This window comes from Tessaracoccus flavescens (genome assembly GCF_001998865.1).
Classification (GTDB): Bacteria; Actinomycetota; Actinomycetes; order Propionibacteriales; family Propionibacteriaceae; genus Arachnia; species Arachnia flavescens.
Map to the genome: position 1 here is coordinate 2,787,414 of NZ_CP019607.1, position 25,630 is coordinate 2,813,043.

A 25,630-nucleotide genomic window follows, 5' to 3' on the forward strand; every position below is an offset into this window, starting at 1 on the left:
GGTTGGAGGAGACATGGACGGGTCGCGGCGCGGGGCGCTGATCGTCGGCATCATGCTGTCGGTGTTCACCGTCGCCTTCCAGTCGATCGGCCTGGCGACGGCGTTGCCGACGATGATGAACCACTTCGATGCGGCGCACCTGTATCCATGGGCGTTCACGACGATGGTCTCCGGCATGCTGCTCGCCACCATCCTGACCGGCAGGATCGCCGACCTGCGTGGCCCGGCGCCGCCGATGTACCTCGGGTTCGCGCTGTTCGCAGTCGGCCTCGTGCTCGGCTGGCAGGCGCCGTCGGTGTGGGTCGTGCTCCTTGCACGGCTGGTCCAGGGGCTGGGAGCAGGGGCGCTGAACCTGACGCTCTCGGTGGTCGTCGCGCATGGCTTCCCGCCGCGGGACAGGCCGAGGGCGATGGCGCTGGTGTCGTTCTGCTGGCTGCTTCCCGCCTTCGTCGGCCCGCCCTTCGCGGCCTGGCTGACCCACTACTCGTGGCGGCTGGTGTTCGCGAGCATGATCCCGCTGGTGGTGGTGGCACTGCTGATCACCCTCCCCGGCGTCCGGCACGTTCAGACGCGGTTCGAGCAGGGCGAGGACGAGGTGCCTCCCGTCGCCGTGTGGCCGACGGCGGCGGTCACCCTCGCGCCCTCCCTGATCCTGCTTGCGGGGCAGGGCCTCGGGGTGTGGAGCGTCGTCTGCGCGGTCGCGGGCGTGCTCGTCCTCGGCTGGGGGCTTCTCCGGATCCTCGCGCCCGCCGCCCGTGGCTTCGGGCCCGGCGTGCCGAGCGTCGTGCTTTCGCGGGCCATCCAGGCAGGCTCGTTCTTCGCGGCCGAGACGATCCTGCTCGTCACCCTGCAGGACCTGCGCGGCTACACCACCTTCCAGGTCGGCTGGGCGCTCACCGTCGGCAGCATCGGCTGGACCATCGGGTCGTGGCTGCAGTCGCAGAGCTGGATGCGGATCGACCGGGACACCTACGTCACCCTCGGTGCGGCCTTCTCGACGACGGGCATAGCGGGGCTGGCCGCCTTCGCCTGGATCGACCAGTTGCCGATCTACTTCGCGCTCGGCGCCTGGATCTTCGCGGGCATCGGGATGGGGTTGACCATGCCGAGCAGTTCGGTCGCGGTGATGAGCCTGTCCTCTCGCTACGAACAGGGCCGCAACCAGTCGTCGATGCAGGTGGCGGAGTCGGTGGGCAACTCGGTGGTCACCGCCCTCGCGGGAGGCATCTACACCGCGCTGCTCGCCGTGCCCCCACAGCGGCTCAGCTACGCGGCTGCCCTCACTGCGACGCTTGTGGTGGCGGCGTGCGCGATCGTGATCTCGCGCCGGATCGGGCGCATCCCCAACGAGTTGCTCGAGCCGGCGCAGGGCTGATCGCCCTCACCGGCCGAGGGTGGACCGCTCAGTTGGTCAGGACGTAGATGGTCAGGAAGATCGTCGCGCAGAGCAGCAGGACGGCCGACGCCGTCACCCAGGCGTAGAACCAGGGGGAGTGCGACTCCTTGGCCTTCTTCGGCTGGTACCTGCCGCGGCCGATGTAGTTGTCCAGCATGGAGACGGGCGTCTCGCTGTGCGGGGTCAGGCTCGAGTTCTGCCTTCCGCCGCTGATCAGGGATCCCATCGGCGGGGGAGCAACGGGAAGCGAACTCAGCGACGTCGCCGTCGCCGAGGAGGAGATGGGGCGCGGCTGGTACGACTCTCCCCCGGGGAGGGTGTCCGCGAGCCGGTCGAGCACCTCCGCGAACTGGGCGGCGGTCTGGGGGCGGCGGTTCGGGTCGGGCGACAGCGCGGAGGCCATCACCTGGTCGAGGAGTTCCGGGGCCCCGATCTGGGCCGCGATCGCTGCCGGACCGATGGAGTGGTTGCGGCTCAGCAGCTCGGCAAGGGTCTTCACCGGGAACGGGGGGCGCCCGGTAAGCAGCGCGTAGGTCACGCACGCGAGCGAGTAGATGTCGGAGCGCTGGTCCAGTTGGGTCGAGTTCGCCTGCTCGAGGGCCATGTAGGCGGGGGTTCCCGCCGTCATGGTGTCGCGGTACTCGTCGAGCAGCGACTTGGCGACCCCCAGGTCGGCCAGCATGACCCGAACGCCGGTGGGGGTGTTGGTCAGCAGGATGTTGCCGGGGGTGACGTCGCGGTGCACGAGCTGGTTGCGGTGCAGCACCTCGAGCGCTCGGGCGGCCTCTGCGGCGAGCCTGAGCGCAAGGCCGGGAGGGGCCATGCGTTTGCGCAGCTGCTCCAGCGATCCGCCGTTGGCAAGGTCCATCACGAAGTAGGGCTGGCCACGGTCGGTGGTGCCGATGTCGTAGACGCGCACCACGCGCTCGTCGGAGAGGCGGCGCAGGAGACGGGCCTCGGCGAGGAACCTGGCGCGCACGTCGTCGTTGGTCGCCCAGTTGTCCGCGAGCACCTTGACTGCGACGGGCACGTCGAGGGTGTCGTCCTGCCCCTGGTACACCGTCGCGAAGGAACCCGAACCGATACGGCCGGTGATCCTGTAGCGCCCAATCATCTCCATTTGTGGCCAATTGTCGCCCAAAAGTGTCCGATCCGTGAATCCGGCCCATCTCTGGCATCCTTGACCCCATGACCAGTGCGCCCCAACAGCCCCCTGCAGGTTGGTATCCGGATCCCGCCGGATCCGGAGGTGAACGGTACTGGGACGGCATCGCGTGGTCGCAGGCCACCCGCGACTGGCCGACCCCCACCGCCACCGATCACAACCCCATCGGCGGGCCCCAGACCTACGGTTCGCCCCAGGGCGGCTACGCCCGACCCATCGGCGCTCAGGCGACGCAGGGCCAGCCAGCGGGATTCTGGTGGCGTCTCCTCGGCTACGTGATCGACACGATCCTTGTCTCCATCGTCGGCTCGATCCTCTCGTCGGCGACCGGCCTCAGCACGCAGGTCCAAGGGGAGCTGGACCGCTGGGCGCGCGAGCTTCTGCTGTGGTCGGAGGCCCCGACCGGCGACATGCCGATGCCGGCCGACGCCTTCTGGAGCGCGATGCTCTATTCGACGCTGATCAGCATCATCGTCTACGCCGCCTACCGCACCATCCTGCTCGGAACGCTCAGCGCGACGCTCGGCCAGCAGGCCGTCGGGCTGCGCACCGTCAAGGTGGGAGAGCCGGCCGACTCCAAGCTAGGCTGGGGCACCGCCGCCGTCCGCGGCATCGTCGGTGCCCTCCTCTACGAGTCCATCGGCTTCATCAACGGGATCTTCGCTGCGTTCACGCCGCGCAAGCAGACGCTCTCGGACATGATCTCCAAGACCCAAGTTCTCAAGATTCGCTGAGGTTCCCGTAGTGACTGACGTGTTCCCTGGACTCGCCCTCCTCGCCGACCGGTTCGGCATCGCCCAGGAGTTCTGGGACTGGAAGGGCAGGCACGTGGCCATCCCCGCCGAGACGATCATCGAGGTGTTGCGCGCCTTCGACATCGAGGCGGCGACCCCCGAGGCGGCCGATGCCGCCCTGACCAGGCTCGAGGACGACCGCTGGCAGCGCACCCTGCCCGCGTGCACGGTGGTGGAGGAGGGGCAGGGAGTCCACGTCGACGTCCACCTTCCCGCAGGCACGCAGGTGCGCGTCCACGTGTGCCTGGAGTCGGGCGAGACCCGGCCGGCCTGGCAGTCGCACAACGACACCCCGGACCGTCACGTCGACGGCCGCGCCATCGGCGAGGCAACCTTCTGGCTCGGCGCCGACCTTCCGACCGGCTACCACCGGATCGTGGCGCGCACCGTCGAAGGCGAGTCGACCGCCTCGCTGATCGTCACGCCAGGCTTCGTCGGTTTCCCGGCCTCCATGCGGGACCAGCGGATCTGGGGCTACGCCACCCAGCTCTACTCCGTGACCTCTGACGAATCGTGGGGGATCGGCGACCTCACCGACCTCGCCGACCTGATCACCTGGTCGGGCACCCGGCAGTTCGCGGGCTACGTGCTGATCAACCCGCTGCACGCCGCAGAGCCGGTGCCCCCGCTGGAGCCCTCGCCGTATCTGCCGGCCAGCCGCAGGTTCATCAACCCGATCTACATCCGCCCCGAGGCGATCGACGAGTACGCGACCCTCGGCAATTCCGAGCGCAACGACATCCACGCGCTGCGGGCGCGTGCCCTCGTCGCGGCCGAATCGGGAAGCGTCGACCGCGACGCGGTGTGGCCGCTCAAGCTCGAGGCGCTGCGGATCATCCACCGTGCGGGGATGCGCGCCGCCCGCCGGATCGCCTACGACGACTTCCGACGCCGCGAGGGCGTCGGGCTGCGCAACTTCGGTGTCTGGTCGGCCCTGTGCGTGATCCACGGCCAGCGCTGGTCCGAGTGGCCCGAGGAACTGCGACGGCCCAGCTCGCCCGCGGTGGCGGCCTTCGCCGAGGAGCACGCCGAGGACGTCGACTTCTTTGAGTGGCTGCAGTGGATCGCGCAGACGCAGGTCTCGGCGGCACAGTCCACCGCCGGGCAGGTCGGGATGCCGGTGGGCATCATCTCCGACCTGGCCGTCGGCGTGCACCGGCAGGGAGCCGAGACGTGGATGATGCCCGACGTGTTTGCCGCAGGCATGAGCGTCGGTGCGCCCCCGGACCAGTACAACCAGGCCGGACAGGACTGGGGACAGCCCCCGTGGCGTCCGGACAAGCTGGAGCAGCTGTCTTACGCACCCTTCCGGGCTATGGTCTCCGCGGCACTGCGTGGCGTCGGCGGCGTCCGGGTCGACCACATCATCGGGCTCTTCCGCCTGTGGTGGGTGCCTCAGGGCGGCGGCCCGACCGTCGGGACCTACGTGCGCAACAACCATGAGGCCATGGTCGGCATCCTCGCGCTCGAGGCGCAACGCGCCCAGGCCCTGGTCGTCGGCGAGGACCTCGGCACCGTCGAGCCCTGGGTGCGCGACTACCTGTCGCGCCGCGGAATCCTCGGCACCTCCGTGCTGTGGTTCGAGGCCGACGAACACGGGCAGCCGCTGCCCGCGCACCGGTGGCGCGAGTACTGCATGGCCTCGGTCACCACCCACGACCTGCCGCCGACCCTCGGCTATCTCGCGGGCGACCACGTCCGGCTGCGCGAGAGCCTCGGCCTGCTGACCGAGCCGCTCGAGGCCGAACTGGAGCACGCCAAGCGCGAACAGGCCGAATGGATCGCGACGCTCGTGCGCTACGGTCTCCTCGCCGAGGACCGCACCGGCGACCCGATCGAGGTCATGCTCGCCCTGCACCGCTACCTCCTGCACACGCCGTCGAAGGTGCTGCTCGCCAACCTCACCGACGCCGTCGGTGAGCGCCGAGCGCAGAACCAGCCGGGCACCGTCGACGAGTACCCCAACTGGCGCATCCCGCTCGCGGACCGCGACGGCGCCCGGATCCAGCTCGAGGACATCTTCGAGGCCGAACTGCCGAAGCGTCTCGCCGCGGTGATGAACGGATACGACGAGCAGCCCGTCTCCCGCTGGGACTGACCGTGGACTCAGCACAGGTCTACTCCGCGGAACTGGACACTCTTCTGCTGGAGGGTGAGCGTCTCGCCTCCGCGGTGATGGTCACCTACGTGTCGGGCCAGGAGCTCGGCACGCCGCTTCCCGGCATTTCCAGGTCGGCGTCCACGTCGTCGAGTCGCTCCGAGATCGACGAGAGCTTCGCCAACCGCTAGGAGATCAGGCCCTGCTGCACCAGCGACTCGCGGTACTTCGGGTCCTCGTCCTCGAAGATCTCGTCGCCCTCGAGCATGTAGGCGCTGAGCAGCGCGTCCGTCGCCTGCTTCGCATTGCCGAGTTCGAAGGCAGACTGGCCGAGCCGCAGCCACACGAACGGGTTGCCCGTTCCGCCGATCTTCAGCGCCTCCTGCTCTGAGGCATAGGCGGCCGAGTAGTCACCGAGCTGGAACTGGGCGTCACCGATGCTGGCGTGCAGCCAGAAGGCGAGGTCCTCGTCGGCGGGGTCGGCGGCGGCCAGTGCCTGCTGCCAGAGGGTCACCGCCTTCGCGAAGTTGCCCGCATCGCAGGCCTCCTCGCCCTGTTCGGCGAGTTCCTGGGCCGACGAGCCACCGGCTGCCGGTGAGGCGGCACCGTCGAAGAAGGCCTTGTACTTCGGGTCCTCCTCGTCGAAGGCCTTCGGACCGGTGACGGCCACCGCCTTGTCGAAGAAGGCGCGGGCCTCGGGCAGCCTTCCCTCTTCGAAGGCGATGGTGCCCGCCACGAAGTCGCACTGCGCCTGCCCGCCGGTGCTCCCGGCGTAGGCCTCGCGAGCGCGTTCGAGCCATCGGGTCGCGTCGCCGGTCGAGACGGGCACGGCGCGGCGCGCGATGATCAGCGACAGCTGGGCGGCGAGCCGCTCCCCGTCCGTCTGCGGTGGCTGCGGGACCCGGTCCCAGAACTCCTCGCCTGCGCTACGCGCGGCCTCCACATCGCCCTCCCGGTAGAGGGCCATCGCCTTCTCCGCCAGGGGGGTGAGCTGGTCGAGTGTTTCCATTCCAGTCAGCATCAACGTCAGCCCTTCTACGGCGTCGGGACTTGGTACTGGACGCCGAGTTTAGCGCCCTCTGAACGGTTGTACCAGGATGGTTGGAGCTCGTAGTTGTCCGGGTCGAGCATCCACTTGCGGACCGCCTCGGACTTGGGTCCGTGCTTGATCCCCTCGGTGTTCCAGTAGGTCACGGCGTCGACTGGGTAGTGCCCCATGTCGGTGTCCTTGAGGGGGTAGAACTCGGTCTCTCCGGTGCGCGGGTTCTTCCAGATCAACTGGTCCTCGCCGTCGATCCTGCGGATCTTGCCTTCCTTGCGCATCCGCTCGATCACCTCGCGCCCGGTGCGCGTCGTCTTGCCCGGCGTGCTGCCCAGATACTTGCGCCGCTTCGAGACGCGCTTGACCTTCTGCACGATCTCGTCGCTGGACTTCTTCAACTGGCTGGAGGCGCCCTTTGCGAAGTCTCCGGCGTTGAGCTTGTCACCGACCAGCTTTCCGATCCGGCCCGCGGCGGGGCCCATCAGGTGCTTCTTCTTGCCCATCAGCCCATCAGCTCCTGCACCGCGATCTCGAGCGCCGCGTTGATCGCCCGCCTGGCCGCCTCGCGTGCCGCGACGGCCGCGCCGGAGGCGAGGCCGAACGAGGCGACGGCCGCCGCGATGGCACCGGCGAGGATGACGAGCTGCCCGATCACGGCGATCTTGAAGGTCACCACCAGGCCCGACGCGATGTCGAAGCCGCCGGCGATGATGCCCGCCGCGTCCGTGAAGTCGTGCAGGGAGGAGAGGTTCGACTCGTCGCCACGCATGTAGCCGAGGAAGGCCTCGGAAGCCTCGCCTGCGTTGTTGGACTGGATGTGGCTGAGCGCCGCCTCGATGTCTGCGATGATGCTGTCTGCCTCGCGGCCTGCATCCCGGAACGCCTCGGCGTTCGCGTGGAGGATGTCCTCGTTGCTTGTCGGCCAGTTGTAGCCGAGGTACTGCAGGGCCTCGGTGAGCCAGCCTGGGAGCATCATCGCCATCAGATCTCGCCCTCCATGAAGCCGCCGAGCTCGGTGGCCGCCTCTTCGACGGCGGCGTACGCGTTGCCCGTCTCGATCAGGGCGTCACCCTCCAGGCCGAGCCCCGTCGACATGTCGGCCAGCGCGCCGTCGACCGCCTCCATCACGGCAGGCACGATTCCCGCGACCAGCTCGTCGAGCAGGGTCAGGCCTCCCTCGCCCGTCAGCTGCACCGAGCCGAGCCTGCTGCGGATCCGTGACGCGACGTCGCCCCCGGCGTCCTCGACCGCTCCGCCTGCCTTGCGCCAGGAGTCGGGCGTGAAGATCTTCGAGCTCACGGCCGCAGCCTCTCGATGTCGTTGCGGTAGGCGGCATGGATGTCGGCCTGGAGCCCCCCGAGCTGGCGCATCACCTGACCGAAGTCGGAGTTGACCTTCTCGAGCTGGGCGAGGTTTGCCCGCTCGAACTCACTCAGCGCGCCGTTGACGGCGTCCCGCAGATCCGTGATCATGTCGGCGCCGCGTGCGTCGCCGAGGGCCGGATCGATCGAGATGGACTGGACGCGTCCGTCGTCGACGGTGACGGTGATGCCGCCCGAGACGTGCTCGACGACGATCCCCCTCGGAGGTTCCGGGGTGTGCTCGGTGCGGTCGACGAGGTTCTGCACGCCGCCCATGGAGGCGACGATGCGGTCGAAGACCTGTGGCAGTGATTCTCCGGCTGGAGTCTGTGTCATCGGCTGACCTTTCCTGTGTCGGACGGTTTCAGCCTAGGAGCGCGGGTGGGTCATCTTGCCTGGTATCGGATGCTCAGATATTGGTCACGACCGGGGCGGCCTGGTACGGGTTGGTCGTCACGTCGCCGCCCTCGTCGAGGATGATCGTCTCAAGGGCGGGGTCGCCCTTCGAGATGCGTCGCGCCGACAGGGGGAGCTCGGCAAGCGAGTCGGCGTGCCGCGTCCGCGCGTCCTCGAGGCTCGCCTCGTACACGCGCCTGCCGTCGGTGATGATCGGCACCAGGAGATCGCGGTCGTTCCCGTCGTTGACGGGTGCCGCGCCGAGGCCGATCACCTCGGACTCGGCGCGGCCGTCCTCGCCGAGGCGACGCATGGCGAACTTGCGACCGCCGAGTGTGTTCTTACCCTTCGACTTCTTGCCCACAGAGATCCATTCGGCGTCCGGCTCGTCGGAGGCGGCGCGGGCGACGAGCTTGTAGACGAAGCCGCAGGTCGGGTGACCCGAGCCCGTGACCAGCGAGGTGCCGACGCCGTAGCCGTCCACCGGGGCGCCCTGGAGAAGGGCGATCTGCCACTCGTCCAGGTCGGAGGTGACCATGATCTTCGTGTCGGTGGCGCCGAGGTCGTCGAGCAGGTCACGGGCCTGGCGGGCCATGATCGCGAGGTCGCCGGAGTCGAGCCGGATGGAGCCGAGCCTTCCCTCCGTCAGCTCGACCCCCTTACGGATCGCGGCCTCCACGTCATAGGTGTCGACAAGCAGGGTGGTGTCCTCGCCGAGGGCGGCGAGCTGGGCCTTGAAGGCGTCCTCCTCGGTGTCGTGGAGGAGGGTGAACGAGTGGGCCGCGGTACCGATCGTCGGGATCGAGTAGGTGCGGCCGGCCTCCAGGTTGGAGGTGGAGGCGAAGCCCGCGATGTAGGCGGCCCGGGCGGCGGCGACGGCGGCCCATTCGCTGGTGCGGCGCGAGCCCATCTCAGCGCAGCGGCGCTCTCCTGCCATGGCGGTCATCCGCGAGCCTGCCGCCGCGATCGCGGAGTCGTGGTTGTAGATGGAGAGCAGCACCGTCTCGAGGATGCAGGCCTCGGCGAACGTACCCTCGACCGAGAGCACCGGGGAACCAGGGAAGTAGATCTCGCCCTCGGCGTAACCCCAGATGTCGCCGTTGAACCGGTAGTCGGCCAACCAAGCGGCGAGGTTCTCGCGGATCACGCCCCGCTCGAGCAGGAAGCACAGCTCTTCCTCGCCGAAGCGGAAGTTGTCGATGGCCTCAAGTGCCCGGCCCAGCCCGGCCACGACGCCGTAGCGCCGTCCCTCGGGCAGCCGCCTGGTGAACAGGTCGAACAGGCTGCGACGGTTCGCCGTTCCGGCGTCCATCGCCGCCTGGACCATGGTCAGCTCGTAGTGGTCGGTCAACAAGGCTGCTGTCATGCGACAGACTCTAGTGGCGCAGTGCCGCGCAGCGTCGGCATGGCCGCCACGCTGGCACAGTTTGGCCCGACGGGGCAGAGTAGGGCCCATGAGCACAGCACCGGCAGGAGGCGCCCAGACGATCGAGGCGCCAGTGGAGACCCCGGCTGCCGTTCAGCAGTGGGTCACCATCGTGTGGGACGACCCCGTCAACCTGATGAGCTACGTCACCTACGTCTTCCAGGAGTACTTCCGCTATCCCAAGGCCAAGGCGGAGGAACTGATGTTGCGGGTGCACAACGACGGCAAGGCCGTCGTGTCGACCGGCGGCCGCGAGGAGATGGAGCGCGACGTGCTTGCGATGCAGGGCTACAACCTGTGGTCGACGATGGAGCAGGCATGAGCCTCGAACCGGAAGACATCGTCTGGGCATTCGACGGGCGTGACGGCCGCGACGGCGGCCTGCGCGCCATGATCGGCTTCTACGTCAACCACCTGCGGACCCTGCTGCCTGCCGACGACGGCGCCGACGACCCGTTCGACCAGATCGTCGCGGAACTGCAGGACGACCCGACCAACCGGATGCTGTCAAACCCCCGGCTCGCCCGGCTCTTCCCGCCCGCCTTCGGCGAGGAGCAGGAGGCCGACGAATTCTGGCGCGACTCCATCCACAATCAGTCGCGGGAGCGGATCAGGGCAGCCGACGTCGTGGTCGCCGACCTCGACGGCTACCTGGGGTTCGTCCCCGTCCGCCTCGACGCGGTCGACGACTGGGCCAAGACGCTCGGCGCGTTGCGGCTCTTCTGGTACGCGGAGGTGGCGGGAACCGAGCGGCTGGCCGAGCCGGTACAGGCGATCATCGACTCCAACCCCGGCCTCGTCGACCTGATCGAGTGGCTCGGCTACCTGCTGGAGGACCTGATGGAGTCGCGGGCGGCCTGCCTCGGTGTCAGCGAGAGCCTCGATCCGGACCAGTTCACGCCGGTCAGGTAGCGCGTCGGCAGTAGAGTGGCCGGTTGTGACTGACCTGATCGACCGCCCCATCGGAGTGTTCGACTCCGGGTTCGGCGGACTGACCGTGCTGCGATCGCTCGTCGAGCAGCTTCCCAACGAGGACTTCGTCTATCTCGGTGACACCGCGAGGGCGCCCTACGGGCCGCGTTCCATCGCCGAGGTGCGCCGCTTCGCGTTGCAGGGGCTCGACCATCTCGTCGAACGCGGGGTGAAGGCGCTTGTGATCGCCTGCAACTCTGCCTCGTCCGCCGTGCTGCGCGACGCCCGCGAACGCTACGACGTGCCCATCACCGAGGTGATCCTTCCCGCGGCCAGCCGGGCCGTCTCGGCGACCCGCAACGGCCGGGTGGGGGTGGTGGCGACCGAGTCCACCGTCAACTCCCGCTCCTACGACGACGCCTTCGCGATCGCCCCGAGCATCACGCTGACCGCCCAGGCGTGTCCCCGCTTCGTCGAGTTCGTCGAGGCGGGCATCACCGGAGGCGAGGAGCTGCTCGAGGTCGCGGAGGAGTACCTCGCACCGATCAAGAAGGCCCAGTCCGACACCCTGATCCTCGGCTGCACCCACTACCCGCTGCTCGCAGGCGTGATCGGCTACGTGCTCGGCAACGGGGTGACGCTCGTCTCGTCTGCCGAGGCCTGCGCGCAGTCCACCTACTCGCAGCTGACCCAGGCCGGTCTGCTGCGCCACCACCCGCGCGAGGCGAGGCGCGAGTTCCTCACCACGGGAGACGCGAGGAACTTCCAGGGAATCGGACGTAGATTGTTGGGTGAGTTCGTCACCAACGCGACGACAGTGGAGATCGACCGAGAGGAGTCTGGCCATGTGCCGGAAAGTGACCTGTGACACGTGCGGTAAGCCGACCTGGGCCGGGTGTGGAGAACACATCGAGGAGGCGCTTGTCGACATCGCGCCCGCGGAGCGTTGCACCTGCCCGCGCTGACCGGGTGAGACGCGGTCGGTGGGCGCTGGTGGGGTAGGTTTGGCACCATGACTTCGCCCCGCATCGACGGCCGCCGACCGGACCAGCTTCGAGAGGTGCGGATCACCCGCAACTGGCTCGACCACGCCGAGGGATCGGTCCTCGTCGAGTTCGGTCGCACCCGCGTGCTCGTCGCCGCCTCCGTCACCACCGGGGTGCCGCGCTGGCGCACCGGATCGGGTCTCGGCTGGGTCACCGCCGAGTATTCGATGCTCCCGCGCGCCACCCACACCCGCTCCGACCGCGAGTCGATCAAGGGCCGGGTGGGTGGCCGCACCCACGAGATCTCCCGCCTGATCGGCCGGTCGCTGCGCGCCGTCGTCGACTACAGGGCGCTCGGCGAGAACACGATCGTGCTCGACTGCGACGTGCTCCAGGCCGACGGCGGCACCAGGACGGCGGCCATCACCGGCGCTTACGTCGCGCTCGCCGACGCGGTTGAGTACCTGCGCGGACTCGGTGCACTCGCAGGCGAGCCGCTCAAGGATTGCGTCGCGGCGGTGTCGGTCGGCTTCAACGCCGAGGGCACGGCCCTGCTCGACCTGCAATACGAGGAGGACTCGGCGGCCGAGACCGACATGAACGTCGTGATGACCGGATCCGGCACCTTCATCGAGGTGCAGGGGACTGCGGAGGGAACCCCCTTCAGCCGCGACGAGCTCGGTCAGCTGCTCGACCTCGGATCGCTCGGCTGCGCGGAGCTGACCCGTATCCAGCGGGAGGCGCTGGCGTGAACCTGCCGGAGCGCGTCGTGCTCGCCACGAACAACCCGAAGAAGCTCTCCGAGCTGCGCCGCATCGTCGAGGCGGCCGGGCTGAGCGTCGAGGTGCTCGGCCTTGGCGATTTCCCGCGCTACCCGGAGCCGGAGGAGACCGAGCGCACCTTCGAGGGCAACGCGTTCCTCAAGGCCGCGGCCGCGGCCCGCGAGACGGGTCAGGTCGCAGTCGCCGACGACTCAGGTCTCGAGGTGGACGAGCTCAACGGGATGCCAGGGGTGCGCTCAGCGCGCTGGTCGGGGCCCGCCTGCGACGACGACGAGAACAACGCGCTGCTGCTCGCCCAACTCGACGGCGTCCCGACCGAACGGCGGGGTGCCAGGTTCGTCTGCGCGCTGGCGATGGTCAGCCCCGACGGCGAGCGTCGCGTCTGGCACGGCTACATGCCCGGTCGGATCACGGAGTCCCCGGCCGGGGAGAACGGGTTCGGCTACGACCCGCTGTTCGTGCCTGCCGGGCTCGACGTGACGTCGTCCGAGCTCAGCCCCGACGAGAAGGACTCCATCTCGCACCGCGGCAACGCCGTGCGTGCCTTCGTCGACCATCTCCGGAGCCTCGCATGAGGCAGTACCACGATCTCCTGCGCCACATCATGGACAACGGCGTGGACAAGTCCGACCGCACAGGGACGGGCACCAGGTCCGTGTTCGGGCACCAGATGCGCTTCGACCTGCGCGAGGGCTTCCCGCTGATCACCACGAAGAAGGTGCACACCCGCTCGGTCTTCGGTGAGTTGCTGTGGTTCCTGCGCGGCGACACCAACATCGGATGGCTGCACGAGAACCGGATCACCATCTGGGACGAGTGGGCAGACGAGAACGGCGACCTCGGCCCCGTCTACGGCTACCAGTGGCGCACCTGGCCGACGCCGGACGGCCGCCACGTCGACCAGATCGCGAAGGTGATCGAGTCGCTGAAGGCCAACCCGGACTCCCGCCGCCACATCGTCTCGGCCTGGAACGTCGCCGACGTCGACGACATGGCGCTGCCGCCCTGCCACACAATGTTCCAGTTCTACGTGGCGCCTGCCGACGATGGTGGACCGGGCATCCTGAGCTGCCAGCTGTACCAGCGATCGGCAGACGTCTTCCTCGGCGTCCCGTTCAACATCGCGTCCTACGCGTTGCTTGTCCATCTGATCGCCCAGGTGACCGGGCTGCGGGTCGGGGAGTTCGTGCACACCTTCGGCGACGCACACGTCTACTCCAACCACTTCGACCAGGTCGCCGAACAGCTGTCCCGCGAGCCACGCCCGCTCCCGAAGCTCAGCCTCAACTCCGACGTCACCGGGATCGACGCGTTCGAGCTGGCCGACATCGAGGTCGTGGGCTACGACCCGTACCCCGCGATCAAGGCGCCGATCGCCGTCTAGGGCCGACCCGTCACTGCCTGATCGCCATGGGTGGTGACTTCCCTCGCAAGCCCCACACCAGGTCCGAACGTGACGAGTATCTGGACTGGCTCAAGGTCTCCTATGCCGATGGCCGCATCGACGACGCCGAGTTCCAGGCCCGCAGCAGGGGAGTGCTGGCCGCGGTGACGCACCGCGACGCGCTCGCCCAGTTCGAGGGGCTGCCGAGGCCCCACGTCTTGTCCCTGCCGCCGCCGACGCCAAGGCCGACGCCCAACGCCCTGACTCGGCAAGCAGAGCCGTCGCGGGCCGAGTCGGAGATCAACCGACGAAACGCCCTGATCGGCCTCGGCGTTCTCGCCGGGTTCGCCGCGGCCGTCATAGGAGTCGCGCAGTCGACGACGCCCAGCTGGGTGGAAGTCTCGGAGGCGCCGCTCCCGATGCTCGAAGGGGCCGACCTGGTGGTGGCGCGGGCGGAGCTGGAGGACCGTGGCCTTCGGAGAACTGCAGGTCCGCGACACCACGCAGAGCGCTGAGTCGAGCAGGTCGTGACGAGCGTCGAGATTGCCGCCGCCAACGCGGTCGGCCACGTCAGCGGAGACATCGAGCGCGCGAGGATGCTGTTCCTGCCGGACGGGAGGCTCGCCGTCGAGGTGATCGTCAACGAAAGAGCAAGGCGAAGGAGCTAGTCTTCCTCGAAGACGGGAACGCTCGAATCCATGGAGGACGCATGAGGGTGGTCGCGATCGCGGCCGTCGCCGACAACTCGGTGATCGGCTCAGGCGATGACATGCTCTGGCACATCCCCGAGGACTTCAAGCGGTTCAAGCGGGTCACCACAGGCAACACCGTCATCTTCGGCCGCCGCACCCAGGAACAGATCGGGCTCCTCCCGGACCGGCGCGTCATCGTCGTGACCCGCGACACCGACTGGAGCGCCGAAGGGGTCGAGGTGGCCCACTCGATCACCGAGGCGCTCGACCTCGCGGCCCAGACCCCTGAGAAGGTGTGCTTCGTCGGTGGCGGGGGAGAGATCTACCGAGAGGCCTGGCCCTACCTGACCGAGCTCGACATCACCATCGTGCACGAGTCACCCGAGGGCGCGGCCACCTTCCCGATGATCACGGCCGACGAGTGGACCGAGGTCTCCCGCGAACCCCACGGCCGGTTCGACTTCGTCCAGTACCGGCCCACCCCGACCGCCTGAGGCGGACACCCGGCTCGAGCCGGACTTCGGCCGCCTCGACGTGCTGATCAACAACTTCGGTTGACCAGCGCCGAACGCTTCGACGAGCGCGACGTCGCGACGATCAGGCTCGAACTCGAGGTCAACCTCATCTCGCCGCCTATCTGCGCCGGCTCGAAGCCGAGGGACACGTCCGTCGTGGACCCGACGGGTGGGAACTGGCCGAGGGCCGATGACGGCAGGGTCCCCGGCCTCGGCGGGCGGCTAGGCTCTACGCCGTGACCCGGCGAATCCTGCACCTAGACCTCGACGCGTTCTTCGCGGCGGTCGAGCAGCGCGACAAGCCGTCGCTGCGCGGGAAGGCCGTCGTCGTTGGCGGGTCTGGCCCGCGGGGAGTGGTCGCGACCGCCTCCTACGAGGCCCGGCGCTTCGGGGTCCGCTCCGCCATGTCCGGCACCGAGGCGAAGCGACACGCACCCAACGCGGCCTTTCTCGGGGGCCGGTTCGACGCCTACCGCGAGTCGTCGCGGATCGTGATGGGACTGCTCCGGGAGATCTCACCGGTCGTCGAGCCGCTCAGCCTCGACGAGGCCTTCGTCGACCTCGGTTCGAGCGGGTGGGCCGACGGCGACCTGGCCGAACGCGTCGGCTGGCTGCGGGACGAGCTCACCCGCAGGACCGAGGGGCTGACCGCCTCGGTCGGGGTCGGCTCCGCGAAGTTCCTGGCGAAGCTCGCGAGCGAGGCAGCCAAGCCGGACGGCGCCCGGATCCTTGACCCGGCGGAGGAGCTCGACTTCATCGCCCCGATGGCCGTCCGCTCGATCCCCGGGGTCGGGCCCGCCACCGAGCAGCGGCTGATCACCATCGGGCTCTACACCGTCGAGGACATCCGAGGGGCAGACAAGGCAGAACTGATCCGCGAGCTCGGGCCCTCCTCGGGCGAGTCCCTCGCGGCCCTCGCCTGGGCCCGCGACGAGCGCCCTGTCGAGGCGTCGCGCGAGGCGAAGTCGATCTCCACCGAGGACACCTTCGCGGTCGACCTGACCGACCGGACCCAGTTGCAGGCCATCCTGCGCAGAGACGCCGCCCAGGTCGTGGCCCGACTGAACAAGGCGGGCCTCTTCGCGCGGACGGTGACCCTGAAGGTCCGCTTCGCCGACTTCACCACCCGCACCATCGCCCGGAGCCTCGGTGGCGCCACCGGCAGCCGCGATGACGTCACGGCCGCAGGGCTCGCCCTCCTCGAAGAGGTCGACGTGCGCGAGGGGGTCCGGCTGCTCGGCATCGGCGTGTCCGGGTTCGCCACCTCCGCCCAGGAGAAGCTCTTCGGCGACGAGCAGCCCGAGACCCATACCCAGACCGACGAACCCGACGATGCCGTCGAGCTGAGTGGGGTGCGCGGCCGCGGCGGGTACTACCCGGGTGCAGACGTCCAGCACGACGAACTGGGGAGGGGCTGGGTGTGGGGGGCAGGTCTCGGCCGGGTCACCGTCCGTTTCGAGACGAGGAACTCCGGGCCGGGGCCGATCAGGACCTTCCCCGCCGACGACCCGCAGCTCAGGCAGGTCGGGATCGACCCGTTGCCGCTCGCGGTGCGCGACGAGGACGACTAGACCGAACCCCGCTCGACGAGCCGGGCCTGCAGGACAGTCAACGGCTCCGCCGTCCGGTCCTCGATCAGGCGGATCAGCTGGCGCGCCATCTCGGCACCGAGTTCGATCATCGGTTGGCTCATCGTGGTCAGGGGCGGCTCCGAGGTCTCGCTGAACGGCGAATCGTCGAATCCCATCACCGCGATGTCGTCAGGGATCCGCAGGCCTGCCTCCCGCAGCACAGGGTAGCCGCCGAGCGCCATCTGGTCGTTCGCGGCGAAGACCGCGTCGAACGCCTCGCCGGAGGCGAGCAGTTCCCGAGCGGCGCGCGCACCAGACAGCGTCGTGAAGTCGCCGTAGGCGACCGGGCCGGGCGTGAGGCCCGCCTCCTCGATCACGGCGCGCCACCCCTCGAGCCGGTCGATCCCAGGCCGCATGGTCTGCGGGCCCGCGATCGTCGCGATCCTGCTGCGCCCGTGGTCGATCAGGTAGCTCACGGCCGCCCGGGCCGCCGCGAGGTTGTCGACGTCCACGCAGGTCGCCCCAGTCGGGCCCTCGACCGGCCGACCACCGAAGACGAGCGGCACCTTCTCGCTGAGCTCGCCGTAGGAATGGTCGCCGGTGTGATGGGAAACGATCAGCGCGCCGTCGACGTTGCCGTCGGTGAGGTAGCGCCTCGTCTTGTCCGCAGTCGACTCTGACTCGATGATCATGGTCAGCGTGAAGTCGGTGTCCTCCATGACCGAGGCGATGCCCTGCACGACAGACCCGAAGAACGGGTCCGTGAAGACCTTGGACGCCGACTCGGGCACGACCAGCGCGATCGCCCCCGAACGGTTGGACGCGAGCGAACGGGCAGCCCGGTTGGGCACATAGTTCAGCTCGTCGATCGAGCGCTTCACGCGCGAGGCGATCGTCGGCTCGACCGTAGGGGTTCCGTTGACCACCCTCGACACCGTCGCCCGCGACACGCCCGCGTGCGCCGCGACCATCTCAAGCGTCGGCTTCTTCATCTCTCGTGGCCCCATTTCCCGGTTCCTGCCGATCCGCACCGTCGCGCAGTGCGGCGATCAGGGCAGCATAGTTCCTGGCGCTCATTTTAGGTGTCCTCGCTGGCTTGACGGAAACATAGGCCCCGGCCTCCGAGAGAGTCAAGAGAGCGCTCTCTCATCGTTACCCAAACGAGATCGATGCCGATATCTTCTGCAGATGACGCCTTCAGGGGGGTCGGAACAGCGGTCCCCCGGGCGTGCCGATACTCTCGCGGGCGCGAGGCCCGCGGCGCCTCGTCGCCCGGAGTTGACCTAGGCGCGCTTGGTGACGTTGATGCCCCAGGTGACGCCGAACCGGTCGGTCACGTCGCGGTATCAGTCGCCCCAGATCTGCTCGGCGAAGTCCATGTTGACCTGTGCCCCCTCCGCGAGCGCGGCGAACCAGGCGCGACCCGTGTCGACGTCGTCTCCCCAGAGACAGATCGTCACGTTGCCCGGGCCGCGAGGGCTCGTCCTTTCGGGATTGTCGGAGGCCATCAGGACAAAGCTCGAGGTGGTGGGCTGGCCGTGCATGATCTCCTGCTCGGACCCGGCGGGGCCGCCGAACTCGGAGAACGTGGTGGTGTGCAGGTCGCCGCCGAAGACGGACTGGTAGAAGGTGAGTGCCTCACGTGCCTCGCCGTTGAACACGATGTAGGGGCTCATGGACAGCATGGGTTGGCCTTTCGTCTGACTCCCTGGACGGGGAGCGGTTACCATGCTGGTTCGCAGGGAGGACAGTTCTGGGCGGATACGCTGGATCCATGGGTTCACGGATGTTCACCGCCGTCCTTCCGAGCGCCGCCCTCGTCGCCGATCTCGACGAGTTGCTCGAGTCGCGTCGAGACGTGGAACCCGCGCTTCGCTGGTCGCGGCCGGAGGCGTGGCATCTCACCACGTCGTTCATGGCCGACGTGCAGCGCGACAGCCTCGACGACCTGGTCGCCAACCTCGCCGACGTGGCTGGCAGGAGCGCGCCCTTCCCGCTGCGCGTCGAGGGCGGCCTGGCGTTTCCGAACCCCTCCCGCGCAAAGGTGCTCGCCCTCGGGGTCAGCGACGGAAATGCGGAACTGGGCGCGCTGTCCGCCGGGGCGCGGCGCGCGGCCTCGCGGGCAGGCGTCGAGGCGGACGGGACGCGGTTCGTCGGGCACCTCACCGTCGCCCGCAGCCGAGCAGGGGTCCAGGCGTCGAAGTGGATCGGTCTGCTCGACTCGTTCCCCGGCTGGTCCTGGCAGGCGGAGGAACTGTGCCTGGTCGAGTCGCACCGGCTAGGAAGGCACTACGAGGTGCTCGAGCGGTTCGCGCTGGGGGCTTCGGCCTAGGACGGTGCTGAATAACCCGCGCGTCGCGGGGTGCTGATCGGGGTGGGCTTGCGATCCTTGTTTCATGCAGGGTGAGGCTGATCGGCAGCGGGAGCTGTTGGACGTGGAGGCGTTGGCGGGACATCTGTTGGTGCCGGGGAGCGTGTTCGCGTTCCTGGCCGAGCACCGGTTGCGGTTGTTCCCGCCGGAGCTGTTCGCCGACCTGTTTCCCTCGGGGCGGGGTCGGCCCTCGATCCCGCCAGAGGTCATCGCCTCGGTGCTGGTGCTGCAGTCCTTGTACGGGCACTCTGACAGGGAAGCGGTCGAGGCGCTCACGTTCGACCTGCGCTGGAAGGCCGCGTGCGGGTACGCGGTCGACGGGGCCGGGTTCCACCCTTCGACGTTGACGTACTGGCGTAAGCGGCTGGCCGCCAGCGAACGTCCGGACCGGATCTTCGAGGCGGTCCGCGAGGTCGTCATGGCTACCGGTGTCCTGTCGGGCAAGACGCGGCGGGCGTTGGACTCCACGGTGCTCGACGACGCGGTCGCCCGGCAGGACACGGTCACCCAGCTGATCGCCTCGATCCGCCGGGTCGGCCGCGACGTGCCGGGCGCGCACGCACTGGTGGTCCAGGAGTGCACCCGGTTGGCCGAGGTCACCGGCGGTGACTACACGGTCGCTGGCAAGCCGCGGATCGCCTGGGAGGACGAGGCCGCCCGGACCGAGCTGGTGAGCGCACTGGTGGGCGACGCCCTGGCCCTGCTGGCAGCTCTCGACGCCGCCCACCACGACGAGCACGGCGACCCGGACGGCCTGGCGCTGCTGTCCGAGGCGGGTGGGAAACCGGCCGAGGCCCTCGCGCTGCTGGCGTTGGTCGCCGGGCAGGACGTCGAGCCGGCGGAGGGTTCCGACGGCACCGACGGGCGGTGGCGCATCGCCCGCAAGACCGCGCCGGACCGGATGATCTCCACCGTCGACCCCGATGCCCGGCACGCGCACAAGACCCGCGAACGGCGTCAGGACGGGTTCAAGGCCCATGTCGTCGTCGAGCCGGACACCGGGCTGATGACGATGGTGAAGCTGACGAAGACCAACGGGGCCGAGCACTCCGACGCCGCGGTGGGTGCCGACCTGGTCACCACCGACTCCACCCTCACCGCCACCCCTGACGCGCCGGTGCAGGTGCTCGGCGACTCCGCCTACGCCTCCGGTGACATGCTGGCCACGCTCGATGCCCGCAAGTGGGAACCGGTCCTCAAACCCTGGCCGCTGCGGCCGGCTGTCGAGGGCGGGTTCACCCTGGACGACTTCATCCACGACCCGGTCGCCGGGACGTTGACCTGCCCGGCCGGGCTCACCCGCGGCGTCAGTGCCAAGGGCAAGGTGACCTTCGGCGCCGCGTGCGCCGGCTGTCCGCTGCGGCAGCGGTGCACCACCGCCGAACGTGGCCGCAAGGTCACCCTGGGTGAGCACCACCAGCTCCAACGACAGCACCGCGAACGAGCCACCGACCCGGACTTCCAGGCCGTCTACCGACGGCACCGGCCGATGGTCGAACGCTCCATCGCCTGGCTCACGCGCGGAGCACGCCGCGTGCCCTACCGGGGCGTGGCCAAGAACGACGCCTGGCTGCACCACCGCGCCGCCGGTCTCAACCTGCGACGCCTCCTCAACCTCGGGCTCACCGTCCAGGACGGGACCTGGGCCATCGCCTGAGGGTGGGACCGGGGGCCGCTGGGCCCTTGCCACGCCGCCCCGATCGAGCGCAGGATGGCCTCAGGCGGGCGGAACGACCCCGACTGTCGCACCCCAGGGTGCTGACCTCACTGCCGCAAAGACGGCCTTGGCGGCGCTCCGCCCGCCCCCCTCACGCCATACCCGCCTCAGATCACACCTTGTTCAGCGCCCTCCTAGCCGGTGCCGCCCTGCAGGAAGCCGAGCTCCTCAAGTGCATCGAGGGTCGAACCGACGCCGTCCTCCGCCCTGCACTGCCTGCCGATCTCCGCCGCCCGGTCGTCGTAGACCCCGCTGGTCAGGTCGTCGAGCAGGCCCGCGAGCCGGCGCGCGGTCAGGCGGGACATGCGCACGGATGCAGGCCCGACGCCGAGGCTGTGGATCCTGGCTGCGTGGTAGGGCTGGTCGACGCCGAAGGGCGCGGCGACGGACGGGACTCCCGAGCGGAGCGCGGCGAACGTGGTCCCGGCGCCGCCGTGGTGCACGATGCCCGACATCCTGGGCAAAAGCGACGAGTGGGGGACCGGTCCGGTGGCGAAGGTCAGCTCGTCGATTCGGCCCGGCGCCCAGCCTCCGAGCGCGGGCGTGACGATTCTTGTCCCACTGCGCATGGCGGCCTCGCGGATCAGGTCGAGGTCTCGCGCCTCGAGGCCGTGGCCCATGCTGCCGAACCCGACGTAGACGGCGTCTCCGTCGGCCAAGAACTCCTCCAGGTCGTCGGGCAGGGGGGCGGTCTCGTCGTCGACGATGGTGCCGCTCTGTCTGGCGGAGGCCGGCCAGTCGGGTGCCGGGGGGACGAGGATCGGGCTGGCCGCGATGATCGCGGGCAGGTCGAGCGCGTTTCGCGGGCTGAGCCTGTGTCCTGCCTGGCCGGCGAGGGAAGGGCCGAGGATGGCGGTGACGGGCCGGCTGAGCCGTTCGATGGTCTCCCAGCTCAGGTCGATGCCCGGTCGGTTGAGCCAGTCCCACGGGCTGTAAAAGTGCCCGAAGTAGTGGCTCTCGCGGTGTGCGGTCGGGAGTTGGCCGGAGAACAGGAGGGTGCCGACGCGCCGTCCGGTCGCCTCGATGGCCGGGCCGAGGGATACGGTCAGCGACGACGTCAGCACTGAGTCGTGGTCCTCGAGCGCGCGCAGCGTGGCGTCTGCGATGGCGGGGGCGAGGCGCTTCATCCACCGCTGCAGCATCCACCCCTGGGTGACGAGCAGGTGGGCGAGCGGCCGGGTGAGGCGGTTCTTCGCCAGGCCGAGCGAGTCATCGATCCGCCCCTCGATGCCGATGAACCCTGCTCCGTGGCTCCGGACGAGGGGGCCGTACTCCTCGACGGCCAGCACGCTCGACGGGGTGCCTGCCCGGGTCGCGGCGCCGGCGAGGACGGCGGCGGGCTGGACGTCGCCGCGCGACCCGATGGCGATGATGAGCATGGGGGTGAGCCTACCGATCGCGAGTCGTGAGTGGAGTTGAGGGCGTTGTCATGACGCTAACTCAGAAGACGCTCGGCGACGTGCTCAAGATCGGCCTGACGGCTGAGGCTTTGGGGCTGGCCACGGAGCGACCTAGCGTGGGCAGGCCGAGACGTTGCAGCGCATCCTCGATCGCGTCTTCGTTTGACCTTGGGTTGACCGAGGAGCAGAAGGCACGCTTCCCGAGGGCGCTCACGGATGCGCTGACGGCAGAGGGTCTGATCGAGCGAGAAGGAAGCGGGGCCGCATCGCCCACCTGTTTGAGGTGGGGGCTTACCCCGCTTCCCTAGACACGTTACCCGGTAACGCACAGATAGAACAGGACGGTCTTGGGATGGATCCGCAGTAGGCGAGCGGCCTCGGCGGTGCTCATCTCGTTGGTGGTGTCGGACATCGTTCTTGGGCGCCTTCCCAACCGAGCTTGTCGCACGTGTGTTGCATGACTCGCAGACGGTTTCGCTGTCGGGAGGCGTTACGTTAAGTCAGATCATCTTTGACCCGGTGCCGAAGAAGGGACTTGAACCCTCACGCCCGAAGGCACAGGAACCTAAATCCTGCGTGTCTGCCAATTCCACCACTTCGGCCCGCCCCGATGGGGCCTCGCCATTCTAGGGCCACGACCGTGCGACCCGGCCAACCAGCCGACGCGCGTCCGCCGAAACTTAATCAACCAGATGGTTGACAAGAGCCCGTGGAGGGCGCAGGCTTGTATTCAACCAATCGGTTGAGAAGGAAGTCATGGCGGACGAACTGTCGAAGGTCTTCGCGGCGCTGGCAGACCCGACCCGGCGCGACATCGTCGCCCGGCTCGCAGCGGGCGACGCGACCGTCGGCGAGCTCGCCGAGCCTTACGACGTCACCGTCCAGGCCGTCTCGAAGCATCTCAAGGTGCTCGAGGGGGCAGGGCTCGTCACGCGGGGCAGGGACGCGCAACGCCGTCCCGTCCACCTCGAGGCCAACGTGTTCGACCTCATGACGAAGTGGATCGAGCGCTACCGACGCGAGGCCGAGGCCCGCTACAGCCGTCTCGCCGACGTCCTCGCCGAACTCAACGATGCCCCCGGTGAGGCCGGGGGACTCCAGGAAGGAGCGGTGTCATGAGCACCACCACGCGCTATCCCCAGGCATCGAATGGGACGCCCGCGACGGCGGAAGCTGGCGCTACATCCACAGGCGCGGCGACGAGGAGTACGGCTTCCGTGGCTGCTTCCACACCGTCCGCGAGGACCGCATCGTCCAGACCTTCACCTGGGAGGGCATGCCCGACGCCGTCTCGCTGGAGACGCTGCGCTTCGAGGACCTCGGTGACGGCACCACGCGGCTGATCGGCGAGTCGCTGTGCGACAGCTTCGAGGCCCGCGACGGCTGGCTCGCCTCCGGGATGGAGACCGGCGTGCAGGAGGGCTACGACAAGCTCGAGGCGCTGCTCGCCGAGGATCAGGGCTGAGCCGGGGTCAGCTGCGGACCAGCTTGTAGTGCAGGCGCACCACCGTGCGGCGCCAGAGCCTCAGCACGTGGTTGGTCCGCAGCACCCCCTCGCCGTCGAGATAGAGGTGGAACGACTCGTGCAGCGGCACCCGCGCCGCGAAGTGACGCCCGCCGAAACGCACGAGGACGTAGGCGCCGTCCTCACCGAAGCCGCCAGGGGGCGAGTCCAGCAAAGGAGACGCGAGACGAGTTCTCCTGCGGGCCAGAACAGCGGGCTCCATTCGGCCCACACATCCAGGTGCCACCGCGAGGTGTGCTCGTAGAAGTCCTGCACCGGCGCCAGCAACCGCGAGACGTCGAGGCCCGGCCCGTCGAGCGCCTCCATGGCCGGAATCAGGCCGGCGTCAGACCCACCGAGCACCGCCGTCCCGCCGATCCGCTCGGCCCATTCGGCGATCCATGCCTGGTCGTCGACGTGGCTGGTGCGGCTCGTGGGGCGTCGAGCCAGGCGTGTTCCCCGTCCAGGTCGACGGGTCGTCCGACGATCCGCCACCACCGGCGGGTCAGGGGATCCAGGGACAACCTCACGCGGAGACCCGTCCGACGTCGGTCCACCGCTGGTCGACCGGGACGGCGGAGAGGCTGCCCGCGGAGAGGCCGGCGAGCGCGGTGTCGAGTTCGCCGACCGAGTTGGAGGGGACGGCGACCCGGATGTGGGCGCGATCCGACCACTCCACACCGTCCACGACGAGGGCGGTCCCTGACAGGAGCACGAGGCCGCGCAGCTGGTCCTCGATCGCCCCGGCCGACGCGAAGTCGACGTCGATGCGCAGGATCGTGTTGAGCCGGACCTCGCGGAGGCCTGTGGCGTCCATCGCCTGGGCGACGGCGTCGGTGTAGGCGCGCACGAGGCCGCCCGCCCCGAGCTTGACGCCCCCGAAGTAGCGGGTGACGACGGCGACGACATCGGTGAGGCCGCCTCGTTGCAGCGCCGTCAGCATGGGGATCCCTGCGGTTCCGGCCGGCTCCCCGTCGTCGGAGCTTCGGGCTGTGCGGCCGTCGGGCCCGAGGATGAAGGCGGAACAGTGGTGGCGCGCGTCGAACAGGGTGGAGCGCCGCTCCTCGATGACGGCGCGGGCCTCGTCCTCGCTCCTGACGCGTCGGATGCGGGTCAGGAAGCGCGAGCGGCGGATCTCCAGCTCGACGTCCGCCCCGGCTCCAGGGGCGGCGTCAATGGTGAGGAACCGGTCAGACACCGAGCTCGCGGCGGAGCTTCGCCACGTGGCCGGTCGCCTTGACGTTGTACTGGGCCACGCGGACGGTTCCGACGCCCTCGGCGTCGACGTCGATCACGAAGGTGGAGCGGAGCACGCCCTCGATCTCCTTGCCGTAGAGCTTGCGGGGACCGTATGCGCCGTAGGCGTTCAGGACGTCCTTGTCAGGATCGGCGAGCAGGGTGAAGCCGATGCTGGAGTGCTCGGTGAACTTCGCCAGCTTCTCCACGGGGTCGGGGGAGCAGCCGAGCACCTGGAAGCCGGCCTCCTGGAACGCGGGCAGCGCCTCTGAGAAGTCGACGGCCTGGGTGGTGCAGCCCGGCGTCATCGCGGCCGGGTAGAAGTAGAGGATGACGGTGCGGCCTGCGAAGTCCGCGAGCGAGACATCCTTGCCGTCCTGATCGGGCAGCGTGAAGGCGGGCGCGGTGGAACCGGTCGTCAGTCGTGCAGTCATGGGGGCAAGTGTATCGGTGGTGGAACCGCTGGTAGTGCGGGGTTGCTGGCGTGAACTGGCGGGGGTGAATAGGCTGGGGGCACGAGAGTTCGAAGGAGATTGCCATGGGCAACCGATCCGTGGAGCAGATCCGCGCCGACCTTGCGGCCAACCGGGCGAAGCTGTCCGAAGCCACCGCAGACCTGGTCGAATCCATGAAGCCTGCCAACCTCGCCCGGGAGGGCGTCGAGCAGGTCAAGCAGTTCGTGAAGACCGAGTTCGAGTCTGTCACAGCGCCGCTGCGCGACGAGGACGGCGGGTGGGATCTCAACAAGCTCCTCATCGTCGGCGGAGCGGTGCTCGGCGTGATCGCCTTCGCAGTGACGCTCAACTCCGTCGCCAACCGGCGCGTACTGACGACGGCCCAGCGCCGGGCCCTCGAGAAGTGAGTGACGCTGGCCTGCCCATC

General features: G+C 69.1%; 34 protein-coding genes and 1 tRNA gene. 21 read left to right on the top strand and 14 right to left on the bottom strand.

Translation table 11 applies throughout. The features are described from left to right. The first annotated feature begins 13 nt into the window (after positions 1 to 13). The gene (locus BW733_RS13465) at positions 14 to 1,375 is read left to right on the top strand and encodes an MFS transporter (protein ID WP_077351263.1); all 1,362 of its coding nucleotides are present in this window, start codon (positions 14 to 16) and stop codon (positions 1,373 to 1,375) included. A gap of 28 nt (positions 1,376 to 1,403) precedes the next feature. Here BW733_RS13465 and BW733_RS13470 read toward each other — a convergent pair whose 3' ends face one another. Next, a complete protein-coding gene (locus BW733_RS13470; RefSeq protein ID WP_077351265.1) occupies positions 1,404 to 2,516 on the bottom strand; it encodes a serine/threonine-protein kinase in 1,113 nt (370 codons plus the stop codon). A 68-nt stretch (positions 2,517 to 2,584) separates the two neighbouring features. On the opposite strand from BW733_RS13470, the gene BW733_RS13475 reads away from it, so the two are divergent. From BW733_RS13475 to BW733_RS13485, 3 genes are read left to right on the top strand one after another with little or no spacing between them, the layout of a single operon-like run. Then, positions 2,585 to 3,295 carry an RDD family protein gene (locus tag BW733_RS13475; RefSeq protein ID WP_077351267.1) on the top strand — a complete coding sequence of 237 codons (711 nt, stop codon included), beginning with the start codon at positions 2,585 to 2,587 and terminating at the stop codon, positions 3,293 to 3,295. A gap of 10 nt (positions 3,296 to 3,305) precedes the next feature. Further along, positions 3,306 to 5,453 carry a 4-alpha-glucanotransferase gene (gene malQ, locus BW733_RS13480; RefSeq protein ID WP_077351269.1) on the top strand — a complete coding sequence of 716 codons (2,148 nt, stop codon included), beginning with the start codon at positions 3,306 to 3,308 and terminating at the stop codon, positions 5,451 to 5,453. Positions 5,454 to 5,455: 2 nt separating this feature from the next. Next, positions 5,456 to 5,644 (top strand): hypothetical protein, encoded by a 189-nt coding sequence (locus BW733_RS13485; RefSeq protein WP_077351271.1) that lies wholly within the window; start codon positions 5,456 to 5,458, stop codon positions 5,642 to 5,644. On the opposite strand, the gene BW733_RS13490 is transcribed toward BW733_RS13485, so the two are convergent. The 6 genes from BW733_RS13490 to BW733_RS13515 form a co-directional block, all read right to left on the bottom strand. Then, positions 5,641 to 6,462: a tetratricopeptide repeat protein gene (locus tag BW733_RS13490; RefSeq protein WP_152024718.1), complete on the bottom strand. Its 822-nt coding sequence runs from the start codon at positions 6,460 to 6,462 to the stop codon at positions 5,641 to 5,643. The two genes, BW733_RS13485 and BW733_RS13490, sit on opposite strands and share 4 nt — an antisense overlap. A 26-nt stretch (positions 6,463 to 6,488) precedes the next feature. Next, positions 6,489 to 6,998, bottom strand: coding sequence for a GH-E family nuclease (locus BW733_RS13495; protein ID WP_077351275.1), 510 nt, complete (start codon positions 6,996 to 6,998; stop codon positions 6,489 to 6,491). Continuing rightward, on the bottom strand, positions 6,998 to 7,477 hold the full coding sequence (locus BW733_RS13500) for a WXG100-like domain-containing protein (protein WP_077351277.1): 480 nt from the start codon (positions 7,475 to 7,477) through the stop codon (positions 6,998 to 7,000). Before BW733_RS13500 ends, BW733_RS13495 begins: the two co-directional genes overlap by 1 nt. After that, positions 7,477 to 7,794 carry a hypothetical protein gene (locus tag BW733_RS13505; protein ID WP_077351279.1) on the bottom strand — a complete coding sequence of 106 codons (318 nt, stop codon included), beginning with the start codon at positions 7,792 to 7,794 and terminating at the stop codon, positions 7,477 to 7,479. Before BW733_RS13505 ends, BW733_RS13500 begins: the two co-directional genes overlap by 1 nt. Next, a complete protein-coding gene (locus BW733_RS13510) occupies positions 7,791 to 8,192 on the bottom strand; it encodes a YbaB/EbfC family nucleoid-associated protein (protein WP_077351281.1) in 402 nt (133 codons plus the stop codon). Before BW733_RS13510 ends, BW733_RS13505 begins: the two co-directional genes overlap by 4 nt. A 73-nt stretch (positions 8,193 to 8,265) precedes the next feature. Further along, positions 8,266 to 9,618 carry a nicotinate phosphoribosyltransferase gene (locus BW733_RS13515; RefSeq protein ID WP_237268201.1) on the bottom strand — a complete coding sequence of 451 codons (1,353 nt, stop codon included), beginning with the start codon at positions 9,616 to 9,618 and terminating at the stop codon, positions 8,266 to 8,268. An 88-nt stretch (positions 9,619 to 9,706) separates the two neighbouring features. Between BW733_RS13515 and clpS the strand changes: the two genes are divergently transcribed. From clpS to BW733_RS13565, 12 genes are read left to right on the top strand one after another with little or no spacing between them, the layout of a single operon-like run. Further along, entirely contained in the window at positions 9,707 to 10,000 is a 294-nt protein-coding gene (gene clpS / locus BW733_RS13520) for an ATP-dependent Clp protease adapter ClpS (protein ID WP_077351285.1), read from the top strand. Beyond that, the gene (locus BW733_RS13525; RefSeq protein WP_077351287.1) at positions 9,997 to 10,590 is read left to right on the top strand and encodes a DUF2017 family protein; all 594 of its coding nucleotides are present in this window, start codon (positions 9,997 to 9,999) and stop codon (positions 10,588 to 10,590) included. Before clpS ends, BW733_RS13525 begins: the two co-directional genes overlap by 4 nt. A 25-nt stretch (positions 10,591 to 10,615) precedes the next feature. Beyond that, positions 10,616 to 11,458: a glutamate racemase gene (gene murI / locus BW733_RS13530; protein ID WP_077351289.1), complete on the top strand. Its 843-nt coding sequence runs from the start codon at positions 10,616 to 10,618 to the stop codon at positions 11,456 to 11,458. After that, positions 11,436 to 11,555: a DUF8730 family Cys-rich protein gene (locus BW733_RS20245; RefSeq protein ID WP_503487614.1), complete on the top strand. Its 120-nt coding sequence runs from the start codon at positions 11,436 to 11,438 to the stop codon at positions 11,553 to 11,555. Before murI ends, BW733_RS20245 begins: the two co-directional genes overlap by 23 nt. 47 nt (positions 11,556 to 11,602) lie before the next feature. Then, positions 11,603 to 12,328 carry a ribonuclease PH gene (rph, locus tag BW733_RS13535; protein ID WP_077351291.1) on the top strand — a complete coding sequence of 242 codons (726 nt, stop codon included), beginning with the start codon at positions 11,603 to 11,605 and terminating at the stop codon, positions 12,326 to 12,328. A 2-nt stretch (positions 12,329 to 12,330) separates the two neighbouring features. Further along, complete coding sequence (gene rdgB, locus BW733_RS13540) at positions 12,331 to 12,933, top strand: RdgB/HAM1 family non-canonical purine NTP pyrophosphatase (protein ID WP_077353011.1); 603 nt, start codon at positions 12,331 to 12,333, stop codon at positions 12,931 to 12,933. Beyond that, a complete protein-coding gene (locus tag BW733_RS13545; protein WP_077351293.1) occupies positions 12,930 to 13,742 on the top strand; it encodes a thymidylate synthase in 813 nt (270 codons plus the stop codon). Before rdgB ends, BW733_RS13545 begins: the two co-directional genes overlap by 4 nt. A 26-nt stretch (positions 13,743 to 13,768) precedes the next feature. Beyond that, positions 13,769 to 14,257 carry a DUF1707 SHOCT-like domain-containing protein gene (locus BW733_RS13550; protein ID WP_077351295.1) on the top strand — a complete coding sequence of 163 codons (489 nt, stop codon included), beginning with the start codon at positions 13,769 to 13,771 and terminating at the stop codon, positions 14,255 to 14,257. A 12-nt stretch (positions 14,258 to 14,269) separates the two neighbouring features. Beyond that, positions 14,270 to 14,410, top strand: coding sequence for a hypothetical protein (locus BW733_RS18325; protein ID WP_161490238.1), 141 nt, complete (start codon positions 14,270 to 14,272; stop codon positions 14,408 to 14,410). Positions 14,411 to 14,451: 41 nt separating this feature from the next. Next, positions 14,452 to 14,928: a dihydrofolate reductase gene (locus BW733_RS13555; protein ID WP_077351297.1), complete on the top strand. Its 477-nt coding sequence runs from the start codon at positions 14,452 to 14,454 to the stop codon at positions 14,926 to 14,928. A gap of 60 nt (positions 14,929 to 14,988) precedes the next feature. Continuing rightward, entirely contained in the window at positions 14,989 to 15,189 is a 201-nt protein-coding gene (locus BW733_RS13560; RefSeq protein ID WP_077351299.1) for a hypothetical protein, read from the top strand. Further along, positions 15,186 to 16,520, top strand: a complete 1,335-nt coding sequence (locus BW733_RS13565) for a DNA polymerase IV (RefSeq protein ID WP_077351300.1) — start codon at positions 15,186 to 15,188, stop codon at positions 16,518 to 16,520. Before BW733_RS13560 ends, BW733_RS13565 begins: the two co-directional genes overlap by 4 nt. On the opposite strand, the gene BW733_RS13570 is transcribed toward BW733_RS13565, so the two are convergent. Together BW733_RS13570 and BW733_RS13575 are read right to left on the bottom strand one after the other, a co-directional pair. After that, the gene (locus BW733_RS13570; protein WP_077351302.1) at positions 16,517 to 17,527 is read right to left on the bottom strand and encodes a LacI family DNA-binding transcriptional regulator; all 1,011 of its coding nucleotides are present in this window, start codon (positions 17,525 to 17,527) and stop codon (positions 16,517 to 16,519) included. The genes BW733_RS13565 and BW733_RS13570 overlap by 4 nt on opposite strands. Positions 17,528 to 17,866: 339 nt before the next feature. Then, positions 17,867 to 18,205, bottom strand: coding sequence for a VOC family protein (locus BW733_RS13575; RefSeq protein ID WP_077351304.1), 339 nt, complete (start codon positions 18,203 to 18,205; stop codon positions 17,867 to 17,869). A gap of 89 nt (positions 18,206 to 18,294) precedes the next feature. Here BW733_RS13575 and thpR point away from each other — a divergent pair, with 89 nt between their 5' ends. Beyond that, on the top strand, positions 18,295 to 18,852 hold the full coding sequence (gene thpR / locus BW733_RS13580; RefSeq protein WP_077351305.1) for an RNA 2',3'-cyclic phosphodiesterase: 558 nt from the start codon (positions 18,295 to 18,297) through the stop codon (positions 18,850 to 18,852). Positions 18,853 to 18,916: 64 nt separating this feature from the next. Next, complete coding sequence (locus BW733_RS13585; protein WP_077348636.1) at positions 18,917 to 20,548, top strand: IS1182 family transposase; 1,632 nt, start codon at positions 18,917 to 18,919, stop codon at positions 20,546 to 20,548. Between the two features lie 194 nt (positions 20,549 to 20,742). Here the strand turns inward: BW733_RS13585 and BW733_RS13590 are convergent, their stop codons facing one another. Both BW733_RS13590 and BW733_RS13600 read right to left on the bottom strand, forming a co-directional pair. Continuing rightward, positions 20,743 to 21,987, bottom strand: coding sequence for a nucleotide disphospho-sugar-binding domain-containing protein (locus BW733_RS13590; RefSeq protein WP_077351307.1), 1,245 nt, complete (start codon positions 21,985 to 21,987; stop codon positions 20,743 to 20,745). A gap of 541 nt (positions 21,988 to 22,528) precedes the next feature. After that, positions 22,529 to 22,610, bottom strand: a tRNA-Leu gene (locus BW733_RS13600). A gap of 154 nt (positions 22,611 to 22,764) precedes the next feature. On the opposite strand from BW733_RS13600, the gene BW733_RS13605 reads away from it, so the two are divergent. Beyond that, a complete protein-coding gene (locus BW733_RS13605) occupies positions 22,765 to 23,127 on the top strand; it encodes an ArsR/SmtB family transcription factor (protein WP_077351311.1) in 363 nt (120 codons plus the stop codon). Continuing rightward, positions 23,090 to 23,473, top strand: a complete 384-nt coding sequence (locus tag BW733_RS13610) for an SRPBCC domain-containing protein (protein WP_237268202.1) — start codon at positions 23,090 to 23,092, stop codon at positions 23,471 to 23,473. The genes BW733_RS13605 and BW733_RS13610 overlap by 38 nt, the downstream gene beginning before the upstream one ends. A gap of 7 nt (positions 23,474 to 23,480) precedes the next feature. On the opposite strand, the gene BW733_RS19070 is transcribed toward BW733_RS13610, so the two are convergent. The 3 genes from BW733_RS19070 to bcp form a co-directional block, all read right to left on the bottom strand. Beyond that, positions 23,481 to 23,687 (bottom strand): hypothetical protein, encoded by a 207-nt coding sequence (locus BW733_RS19070; RefSeq protein ID WP_202970208.1) that lies wholly within the window; start codon positions 23,685 to 23,687, stop codon positions 23,481 to 23,483. Between the two features lie 351 nt (positions 23,688 to 24,038). Continuing rightward, positions 24,039 to 24,710, bottom strand: coding sequence for an IMPACT family protein (locus BW733_RS13620; protein ID WP_077351313.1), 672 nt, complete (start codon positions 24,708 to 24,710; stop codon positions 24,039 to 24,041). After that, the gene (gene bcp / locus BW733_RS13625; RefSeq protein WP_077351315.1) at positions 24,703 to 25,182 is read right to left on the bottom strand and encodes a thioredoxin-dependent thiol peroxidase; all 480 of its coding nucleotides are present in this window, start codon (positions 25,180 to 25,182) and stop codon (positions 24,703 to 24,705) included. Before bcp ends, BW733_RS13620 begins: the two co-directional genes overlap by 8 nt. A gap of 104 nt (positions 25,183 to 25,286) precedes the next feature. Between bcp and BW733_RS13630 the strand changes: the two genes are divergently transcribed. Then, positions 25,287 to 25,610, top strand: a complete 324-nt coding sequence (locus BW733_RS13630; protein ID WP_077351317.1) for a DUF3618 domain-containing protein — start codon at positions 25,287 to 25,289, stop codon at positions 25,608 to 25,610. Positions 25,611 to 25,630: the final 20 nt, after the last annotated feature.

Excerpts from the sequence above, each read along its gene's own strand:
- BW733_RS13475 (WP_077351267.1), top strand. The coding sequence starts at position 2,585 with ATGACCAGTGCGCCCCAACAGCCCCCTGCAGGTTGGTATCCGGATCCC.
- rph (WP_077351291.1), top strand. The coding sequence starts at position 11,603 with ATGACTTCGCCCCGCATCGACGGCCGCCGACCGGACCAGCTTCGAGAG.
- BW733_RS13545 (WP_077351293.1), top strand. The coding sequence starts at position 12,930 with ATGAGGCAGTACCACGATCTCCTGCGCCACATCATGGACAACGGCGTG.
- BW733_RS13630 (WP_077351317.1), top strand. The coding sequence starts at position 25,287 with ATGGGCAACCGATCCGTGGAGCAGATCCGCGCCGACCTTGCGGCCAAC.
- BW733_RS13585 (WP_077348636.1), top strand. The coding sequence starts at position 18,917 with ATGCAGGGTGAGGCTGATCGGCAGCGGGAGCTGTTGGACGTGGAGGCG.
- BW733_RS13465 (WP_077351263.1), top strand. The coding sequence starts at position 14 with ATGGACGGGTCGCGGCGCGGGGCGCTGATCGTCGGCATCATGCTGTCG.
- BW733_RS13570 (WP_077351302.1), bottom strand. The coding sequence starts at position 17,527 with ATGGGGCCACGAGAGATGAAGAAGCCGACGCTTGAGATGGTCGCGGCG.
- clpS (WP_077351285.1), top strand. The coding sequence starts at position 9,707 with ATGAGCACAGCACCGGCAGGAGGCGCCCAGACGATCGAGGCGCCAGTG.
- BW733_RS13555 (WP_077351297.1), top strand. The coding sequence starts at position 14,452 with ATGAGGGTGGTCGCGATCGCGGCCGTCGCCGACAACTCGGTGATCGGC.
- BW733_RS13550 (WP_077351295.1), top strand. The coding sequence starts at position 13,769 with ATGGGTGGTGACTTCCCTCGCAAGCCCCACACCAGGTCCGAACGTGAC.
- BW733_RS13500 (WP_077351277.1), bottom strand. The coding sequence starts at position 7,477 with ATGGCGATGATGCTCCCAGGCTGGCTCACCGAGGCCCTGCAGTACCTC.
- BW733_RS13515 (WP_237268201.1), bottom strand. The coding sequence starts at position 9,618 with ATGACAGCAGCCTTGTTGACCGACCACTACGAGCTGACCATGGTCCAG.
- BW733_RS20245 (WP_503487614.1), top strand. The coding sequence starts at position 11,436 with ATGTGCCGGAAAGTGACCTGTGACACGTGCGGTAAGCCGACCTGGGCC.
- BW733_RS13525 (WP_077351287.1), top strand. The coding sequence starts at position 9,997 with ATGAGCCTCGAACCGGAAGACATCGTCTGGGCATTCGACGGGCGTGAC.
- BW733_RS13605 (WP_077351311.1), top strand. The coding sequence starts at position 22,765 with ATGGCGGACGAACTGTCGAAGGTCTTCGCGGCGCTGGCAGACCCGACC.
- BW733_RS13590 (WP_077351307.1), bottom strand. The coding sequence starts at position 21,987 with ATGCTCATCATCGCCATCGGGTCGCGCGGCGACGTCCAGCCCGCCGCC.
- BW733_RS13495 (WP_077351275.1), bottom strand. The coding sequence starts at position 6,998 with ATGGGCAAGAAGAAGCACCTGATGGGCCCCGCCGCGGGCCGGATCGGA.
- BW733_RS13575 (WP_077351304.1), bottom strand. The coding sequence starts at position 18,205 with ATGCTGTCCATGAGCCCCTACATCGTGTTCAACGGCGAGGCACGTGAG.
- BW733_RS13470 (WP_077351265.1), bottom strand. The coding sequence starts at position 2,516 with ATGGAGATGATTGGGCGCTACAGGATCACCGGCCGTATCGGTTCGGGT.
- bcp (WP_077351315.1), bottom strand. The coding sequence starts at position 25,182 with ATGACTGCACGACTGACGACCGGTTCCACCGCGCCCGCCTTCACGCTG.
- BW733_RS13490 (WP_152024718.1), bottom strand. The coding sequence starts at position 6,462 with ATGGAAACACTCGACCAGCTCACCCCCCTGGCGGAGAAGGCGATGGCC.
- BW733_RS13510 (WP_077351281.1), bottom strand. The coding sequence starts at position 8,192 with ATGACACAGACTCCAGCCGGAGAATCACTGCCACAGGTCTTCGACCGC.
- thpR (WP_077351305.1), top strand. The coding sequence starts at position 18,295 with ATGGGTTCACGGATGTTCACCGCCGTCCTTCCGAGCGCCGCCCTCGTC.